We start from the raw sequence: 6739 nt of genomic DNA, 5'->3' as shown, positions 1-6739 counted from the left end.
AACAGCTGGTCTTGAACGGTGCTCCGACCCATCATGATGCGTACCTCCGTCGATGACGAAGAACATGCAAACGGCGAGCCAACTACTGCGATTCGGGCGAGTTTTTCAACACAATCGGCCAATAGCGGACATTCGAGCCGCTGCACAATTCAGCTGACGCAGCTAGCTAAAGAGGATTGAAGCAGCATGAAGGCAGATCAACGCGAAATGTTCGTCGGTACTTTGAAAATTCGCTTCGAACAACACATGAGCCGACACCCGGGGCTCGACTGGGCTGGCGTTGATCGTCGCTTGCAAGGCAGCCCGCATAAGCTGAAGTCGCTCCATGTGATGGAGACGACCGGAGGAGAGCCCGATGTCATCGGCGCTCCAAACGATGATGGCGAGTACCTATTCTGCGACTGCTCTGCCGAAAGCCCGCAGGGACGTAGGAGCCTGTGCTTCGATGCCGAAGCATTGAATTCCCGAAAACAGAGCAAGCCAAAGGGCAGTGCAATCGACGTTGCTGCCGTCATGGGCGTCTCTCTGCTGACGGAGGAGCAGTATCGCGTTCTTCAGGACTCTGGTGAGTACGACTTGAAGACATCCAGCTGGGTGGCAACCCCGCGCGACATCAGAAAACTGGGCGGCGCTCTCTTTTGTGACAGACGCTACGGCAAAGTTTTCGTCTATCACAACGGAGCTGAGTCTTACTATGCTGCGCGAGGATTCAGAGGCGCAATAACCGTCTAGGCAACAGCCAGAGGGTGGCAGGACCGATGTTCACCTCCGCGGTAGACCTTGGTCAGAAGCGGATATTCCTCAGCGTATGCAATCGAGGCCCCTTCAGAGGCACGTGGCAGTGCGCCTTGTCCTTACGCGGACTCAGCCGCGCATCACTTTGCGTCGACGCGAGCGAGCGAGCTCGGTGCAACGCGGAGCGCGTCGCTCGCTGCCTTCCAGGCCGGGTCTGCCGGATTGAGGGCTGTGCGCAGATATGCCCAGGTCAGTCGCGCCACCGCCTCCACACGCGCCGGGCTTTCGTCGGTCGTCTCTGCCGCGTCGTAGCCAGAAATCCCCCCAAGGATGTGCTCGCCTCCGAGCACGGTGAGCAGGTCCTTGGGGCTGGGGCTCAGGGTGTACGCGCCGACCCGGTATTCGGCCTGGTCGGAGAACATCGGGTTGACGTCCCGGTCGCCGACCACTACGAGCGCGGGCGCGGTCATCGCGGAGAAGTCGAGCGTGCGGAGGATCGGATAGCGGTCCCGCGCGGCCCCGGTCAGATACGTTGGGTTGCCCGGCCCCGCGATGATGACGCCGGCGGTGATCCGCAGGTCGCGCAAATCGACCACCGAACCGTCGGCGTCGGTGACGCGCTGGCCGAGCAGCATCCCCGCCGTCATGGCGCCCAGCGAGTGCCCCGCTACAGCCACCCGACTTCGGTCCATCCGACCGCGCAGCCCCGGAACGGCCTCCTCGATCGCATCAAGCGCGTCGAGGATGCGCGTCATGTCCTCGGCGCGAGAGCGCCAGAAGAGCGCTCCCTCGGGTCCGTTTGCGTCGACGACGCCGCGCAGGGTGGCCGACGACAGGTGCGTCGGCTGGATGACGACAAAGCTGCGCGCGGCCCAGTAGCTCGCCAGCGGGCCGTACCCGTTGAGCGATGACAGGTTGTTGGACGTCCCGTGTCCATGAGAGAAAAGGACGATTGGAAGATCATGGCCGGTCACCGGTGCGGACACCCGCACCTGCAGCGGAACGGCGCGCCCCGGCGCCGGCAGCACGATGGGGCTGACGGACACGACAGGCACCGGTGCGACGGACGAGATTGGGACGATGGACAATAACGATGTGGACATGAGACGGTTCTTTCAGCGGTTGGGTATCGGTTGGGCTCGCACCGCCATTAACGGTGCACTCGAACATGCAAACGATACCGTCCACAGACAAGACTGAATAGAATGCAGAGTCCGACATTCGTGTTTGATAGTCCAGGAATGATCGACCCGCTCACTGAGGTCGTCACGCTGCTTCGCCCGAGCGCTCCGTTCGCGAAGATGGCCACTGCCGCCGGAAAATGGATCGCGCGTCGCGCGGAGACAGGACGCCCATTCTTCTGCGCGATCGTCGCGGGGACAGCCCGGCTGACAGTCGAGGGGCATGAGCCCCTGGTGCTCGAGCAGGGCGGCTTCGTCCTCGTTCCGGCCGCATTCGACTTCACGGTGTCGAGCCTTGAGCCGCCCGCGGACGGGAAGGAGACGGCGTATGTGTTCCGCTCCGACGGCGAGATTCGGCACGGCGACCCGAACGCGTCGCCCGATGTCCGGATGCTTGTCGGCTACTGCGTCTTCGCGTCGCCGGACGCGGGGCTGCTGGTGTCGCTGCTGCCGCAGCTTGTGCTTGTGCGCGGTGAGCCGACGCTCACCACGCTCGTGTCGCTCATCTATGCGGAGTTCCGCGCCCGGCGCCCTGGGCGCGACGTCGTGCTCGCGCGCCTACTGGACGTTCTCTTGATCGAGGCGCTTCGCTCGGCGCCGGGAAGCGCGGCATCGCCTGGCCTCGTCCGCGGCCTCGCCGACGAACGGCTGGCCGTGGCGATGCGGCGGATGCACGAGCAACCGAACGCATCGTGGACCGTCGCCGAGCTCGCGCAGGAAGCCGCCATGTCCCGGTCTGCGTTTTTCGCCCGATTCAGCCGACTCGTTGGCGTGACGCCGATGGAATATTTGCTCGGGTGGCGCATTGCGCTCGCCAAGTGCCTGCTCCGCGAGGGCGTGACGGTCGGCGACGTCGCAGAGCGCGTCGGCTACAGCTCGGCCAGCGCATTCAGCGTTGCATTCACCCGAAACGTCGGCCGTGCTCCCGCGCACTTCGCACGCAGCAATCGTTAAGCGGTGGTTGCTCTCCGCTGTCAAAATCTGCGGCCGAATTGTCAGGTTCATCAATAGACGGATTGGATGCCAGCTTCGCAGCAGATTGAACGTCCGCGATTGCGAGAATCCAACTTCTGCCTTGGCCCAAAGCAGACAGTGGCGCAGCGCGTAGCTTTTAAGTGATCTCGAAGTCCGAAAGGGACTTTCCTGCGGCCAGTGCTTCCGTGACCCAGCGCGGCTTGCGTCCCCGGCCACCGGACCAAGCTTCACCAGCAGGGCCGCGATATTTCACTTCGGCGCTTGACTTGATCGATCGTGCCTTCGGTGCACGGCTCGAGAGCTTCAGATCCGAAGCGGTCAACCCATACTCCGCAATTTTCTTTCGAATTTCATCAATGACCCCGGCGCGCTCCTGACTACGAAAGTCCTCCGCTTGCTTTTTCAGCTGTGCGAGCTGCTCTTCGTTCTTCTTGATTTCTGCATTGATGTCGGCGAGAGAGGTAGCCATTTGAAACCCAGTATGAAAGGCGATATAATCCAACGAATTGACCCAAGGGTCAAGTAGGGTAGGGATGACTCTTACAATAATCTTCGAGATTTTTTTGAAAAGCGCCTAAGCGCACCTGCTGCCTGCACGCAGGCGTGCCCAACAATCCTGCGTGAATGTCCGCGGGCTCGAAAGATTCATTGTGAAAGTGATTTTTGTTCGTCACGGCGAAAGCGCCGGCATCTCCAGCTTCGACCTTTCGAAGCTTAAGCTCACCGCTCTGGCCATGCGCAAGCTGCAAGCACGGCGCTCATCTGGCAACAGCGCTCCACGCTCATTGCGCTGTCGCCATATCTACGAACGCATCTCACAGCACAGCCGAAGATCGACCGTTTTCCTGATGTGCCGGGCGAGATCCTTCCGATGGAAGAGTTCACCTACCTGGAGCCCAGCCTCTGGAATGGGACGGCACGCCAGACACGGCTGCCGCACATCGAGTTTTGTGGGCTTGCCGATCCAGCGGTCTGCGACGGCCCCGGGGCTGAGAGCTTCCAGACCTTGCTGGATCGCGTCAGCAGCACCCTGGCGCGCTTTGAGGCCTTGCCGTCGGACGCGCTGGTCTATGCTCTTAGCCACGGGCAGTTCATGCAGGCCGTCCGGCAAAGCTTGCTGCACCCGAGTTGGACGGCTCAGCAGAAGATGGCCCACTTCAGGGCCTTCAACACCCAACATCCAGTCCTGAATGCGGACCAGCTGGAGGTCAGCTTCGAGGCTGACCGCTGGTCGACGCGAGCCGTCTAGCGCGGCAGAGAAGGGAAGGTCCCGGCAGGCCTCACTTGGGAACGCTCACAGGCCCGTTCAACTTTGATCCCAGGCGTCAATTGTTATTAGAGCATCCGGAGAACACCGAGCGTTGTTCGCTGGACGCAGATTGATTTGGCCGGACCAGCCGGCGGGGGTCACGTACTCCTCGCCTGGATCGGTGCCCACCACCCAAATTCCCTGATGCGTCGGCAGTCAGCGAGTTAGCACCGGCAGCACATCCCAAGCCTAGGCGATGAACCGCCACGGATACAACGGTTAATGCAATGTTATTGCGGTGCTGATTGAACCCTCATCGCCCTTTTCTCAATCAACTAAAGCGCTTGTCTCATCGAGCAAACGAAGCTTGAAGTCAAATAGTTCCCCTGCGCACGCATTGATTTTGGCGGAATCTTAGTACTGCGAAGTACGGAATTTCTGCATTGGTGATGCCTATAACGGATCGCCCCGCACGAGGACATTGCCTCCGTTGAAGCGAACTTCACATTGCTCCTTGAAGTCGAGCAACCTGGTAGCCTGATTGGCAGCGGGACCGAGGAAATACTGGATCGCATCCGTTTCATTCGTCCAAGTCGTTGCCACTAGCTTGGGCGGATCCGACTCAAGATTGACCGCGGCATAACGACCAATATCGTGGCGATAAAACCCCACTGGGATCTCTATGCCTTCTTTCTCGCAGTATTTTTCAATTCGCGCCTTGTAGCGTTCGAACATTCGTTCTCCTTATCTCACGTGAGCACTGCGAAGCCAGCAGCGTCGAGATATGCTCTATCGCTTCGCGCACTTACGCCAGCTTTATATTCAGGCGCACCGAGCGCTTGAAGCATCTCGGTTTTCAACTTGGAAACGCGGGCCAATCCGCTGGTCCGTGACCATCTTTGAATATTCGATAATCCCAAAGCTCCACGCCTCACGCCACGTGGCATAGCCATGAATTCCCGATGAGAGCTCTTCCCAAACTATCGCGTCGTCCTTGCTTTCCAAAATGATCCAGTAAAACTCCCCGGGCTCGGGTTCGTCGACGGCAAGTGCGAGTTTGCGAAGTTGATTCATGGCATCAATTTGTCCATCGGGCTGCGCGGTACGTTGACGAAGACTGGGTCGGTCGCATCAGGGGTACTTCAGGATTGAAAAATATGTGAATAATTCACAGCTTCCTATCTTTGTCGCACTGTGGTCGTAAGACAAACGCCAAATCTCTTGCCTTCGCATACCGATACATGTGCACCGTGCGAGGGCAGCCGATCAACTGCGCTACGAGGCCGCAGCGGCGCGGCGGCTGGTAGCCTTTGATTGCGGATGTTGGCGGTGAAGAATTCGAGCGTGCGATCCGCCGCTGCACGTGTCTTCCGACGCAGCCTTTCCTAGGCCTGTGATCTATTGCGTGGCGCAGGTCGCGGGTGCCTTGTTCACTCCCGGCTTGGCCACTTCTCCCAGCTGTTTTTGCAGTGCCAAGTTGACGCCGGCTGGCGTCAACCCCCACACCGTCATCGGCTTGACCAGGGTTCCTTGCCTATAGCTCATTCCAAAGGGCGCTTCGGCGTGAACCAAATGCGCCGCCAGCAGGACGCAGCTGCACTCGATGTCGTCGACGTCGATGAGGGACATCGGGCCGGCCGCTGCCAGCCTCTTCAACAATCGAATCGGCAATGCCTCAGTCATCTCGACAGCTCCGTCGGTGACGGTTCAATCGAAGGTGACCTGGGTCGCGATCAGCACGTCATTGACGATGCGAGCCCCGGCAATGCTCACCTTGGTTCCGTTTCCAAGGCCCGCCGCTGTGCCGTTGACGAACTGCGCGCCACTGGCGTCGATCGCTTGTCCCTTGACCTTGAATTCGGCCAAGGACTTGAAGGCGCCGACGGTTCCCTTGGCAGTGAAGGATGCAGTGTTGACCCCGCCAGGGGTTTTCTTGATCTTGATCTTCGTTGCCACGAGCACGCCGTTGCTCACGGTGCCTGCGACATCGAGTTCGACGCCATTGGCGATCGCAGCGGCAGGGCCACCCGAAACCTGAGCGGATGAAGCATTCACCGGGGTGCCGAGTATGCGGAAGTTGGTGATCGCGCTGAAGTCTGTCACGACCCCGCCAAGCTGGCGTCGCGTTCCATCGCGCAGGGAGACTGGATACCAAAGCTCGACGGAGCTCGCCTGCAGCAGGCCCGATGAGGGCGCCGCGCTCGCTCGGACGCGCACATTCACGCCGCCCACGGCCGCGGGAGGTAGCGTGGTCTGGCTGAAATCAATGGTCAGGCCACCGAGCAGGAACCTGCGGTTGGCCAGGTCGAGGTTCTGGACGACGCCTGAGAGGATGGGCGCGCCAGCGGCCACTTGCTCGATGCGCGTCGCGCGCAGCAAGCCTGGTCCGGCGGGCAAGCCCCACACCTGAACCGTCATGCCAGGAGCAAGCGCGCCAAGGCCCAAGACGTTGCCCCAAACCGTTGTCGCGTCGGTGGTGATTGTCATACCGAGCACAACCAGGTTGCCGTTGCCCAAGTCGATCGACGTGATCACGCCACGAGCATCTGCGGCCGACTCGACCTCGGTGGCCTGACCGGCTGTGAAGTCCGCATTCGTC

Annotated in this window: 8 protein-coding genes and 1 pseudogene; 3 read left to right on the top strand and 6 right to left on the bottom strand. The window is 60.5% G+C overall.

Going from position 1 to position 6739, the window contains the following annotated elements:
- Positions 1-186: 186 nt before the first annotated feature.
- On the top strand, positions 187-732 hold the full coding sequence (locus ACSFA0_RS26550) for a DUF4256 domain-containing protein (protein ID WP_435453257.1): 546 nt from the start codon (positions 187-189) through the stop codon (positions 730-732).
- 143 nt (positions 733-875) lie between these two features.
- On the opposite strand, the gene ACSFA0_RS26545 is transcribed toward ACSFA0_RS26550, so the two are convergent.
- A complete protein-coding gene (locus ACSFA0_RS26545) occupies positions 876-1838 on the bottom strand; it encodes an alpha/beta hydrolase family protein (RefSeq protein ID WP_435453256.1) in 963 nt (320 codons plus the stop codon).
- Between the two features lie 138 nt (positions 1839-1976).
- On the opposite strand from ACSFA0_RS26545, the gene ACSFA0_RS26540 reads away from it, so the two are divergent.
- Entirely contained in the window at positions 1977-2870 is an 894-nt protein-coding gene (locus tag ACSFA0_RS26540) for an AraC family transcriptional regulator (RefSeq protein WP_435453255.1), read from the top strand.
- 157 nt (positions 2871-3027) lie between these two features.
- On the opposite strand, the gene ACSFA0_RS26535 is transcribed toward ACSFA0_RS26540, so the two are convergent.
- Positions 3028-3360 carry an H-NS histone family protein gene (locus ACSFA0_RS26535; RefSeq protein WP_435453254.1) on the bottom strand — a complete coding sequence of 111 codons (333 nt, stop codon included), beginning with the start codon at positions 3358-3360 and terminating at the stop codon, positions 3028-3030.
- Positions 3361-3630: 270 nt separating this feature from the next.
- Here ACSFA0_RS26535 and ACSFA0_RS26530 point away from each other — a divergent pair.
- Positions 3631-4140 (top strand): annotated as a pseudogene (locus tag ACSFA0_RS26530) (histidine phosphatase family protein); the annotation flags it as partial.
- Between the two features lie 453 nt (positions 4141-4593).
- Here ACSFA0_RS26530 and ACSFA0_RS26525 read toward each other — a convergent pair.
- From ACSFA0_RS26525 to ACSFA0_RS26510, 4 genes are all read right to left on the bottom strand, one after another.
- Positions 4594-4875 carry a hypothetical protein gene (locus tag ACSFA0_RS26525; RefSeq protein WP_435453253.1) on the bottom strand — a complete coding sequence of 94 codons (282 nt, stop codon included), beginning with the start codon at positions 4873-4875 and terminating at the stop codon, positions 4594-4596.
- An 87-nt stretch (positions 4876-4962) separates the two neighbouring features.
- Positions 4963-5214 carry a hypothetical protein gene (locus tag ACSFA0_RS26520; protein ID WP_435453252.1) on the bottom strand — a complete coding sequence of 84 codons (252 nt, stop codon included), beginning with the start codon at positions 5212-5214 and terminating at the stop codon, positions 4963-4965.
- Between the two features lie 324 nt (positions 5215-5538).
- Entirely contained in the window at positions 5539-5823 is a 285-nt protein-coding gene (locus tag ACSFA0_RS26515) for a hypothetical protein (protein ID WP_435453251.1), read from the bottom strand.
- A 24-nt stretch (positions 5824-5847) separates the two neighbouring features.
- A partial coding sequence (locus ACSFA0_RS26510; protein ID WP_435453250.1) for a DUF5666 domain-containing protein occupies positions 5848-6739 on the bottom strand: 892 nt, incomplete at its 5' end.

The organism is Variovorax restrictus, assembly GCF_051216715.1.
Lineage (GTDB): Bacteria > Pseudomonadota > Gammaproteobacteria > Burkholderiales > Burkholderiaceae_C > Variovorax.
This window is presented reverse-complemented; position numbering and strand designations above follow the sequence as displayed.

Coding starts and splice junctions, on each gene's coding strand:
- ACSFA0_RS26550 (WP_435453257.1), top strand. CDS start 187: ATGAAGGCAGATCAACGCGAAATGTTCGTCGGTACTTTGAAAATTCGC.
- ACSFA0_RS26545 (WP_435453256.1), bottom strand. CDS start 1,838: ATGTCCACATCGTTATTGTCCATCGTCCCAATCTCGTCCGTCGCACCG.
- ACSFA0_RS26540 (WP_435453255.1), top strand. CDS start 1,977: ATGATCGACCCGCTCACTGAGGTCGTCACGCTGCTTCGCCCGAGCGCT.
- ACSFA0_RS26535 (WP_435453254.1), bottom strand. CDS start 3,360: ATGGCTACCTCTCTCGCCGACATCAATGCAGAAATCAAGAAGAACGAA.
- ACSFA0_RS26525 (WP_435453253.1), bottom strand. CDS start 4,875: ATGTTCGAACGCTACAAGGCGCGAATTGAAAAATACTGCGAGAAAGAA.
- ACSFA0_RS26520 (WP_435453252.1), bottom strand. CDS start 5,214: ATGAATCAACTTCGCAAACTCGCACTTGCCGTCGACGAACCCGAGCCC.
- ACSFA0_RS26515 (WP_435453251.1), bottom strand. CDS start 5,823: ATGACTGAGGCATTGCCGATTCGATTGTTGAAGAGGCTGGCAGCGGCC.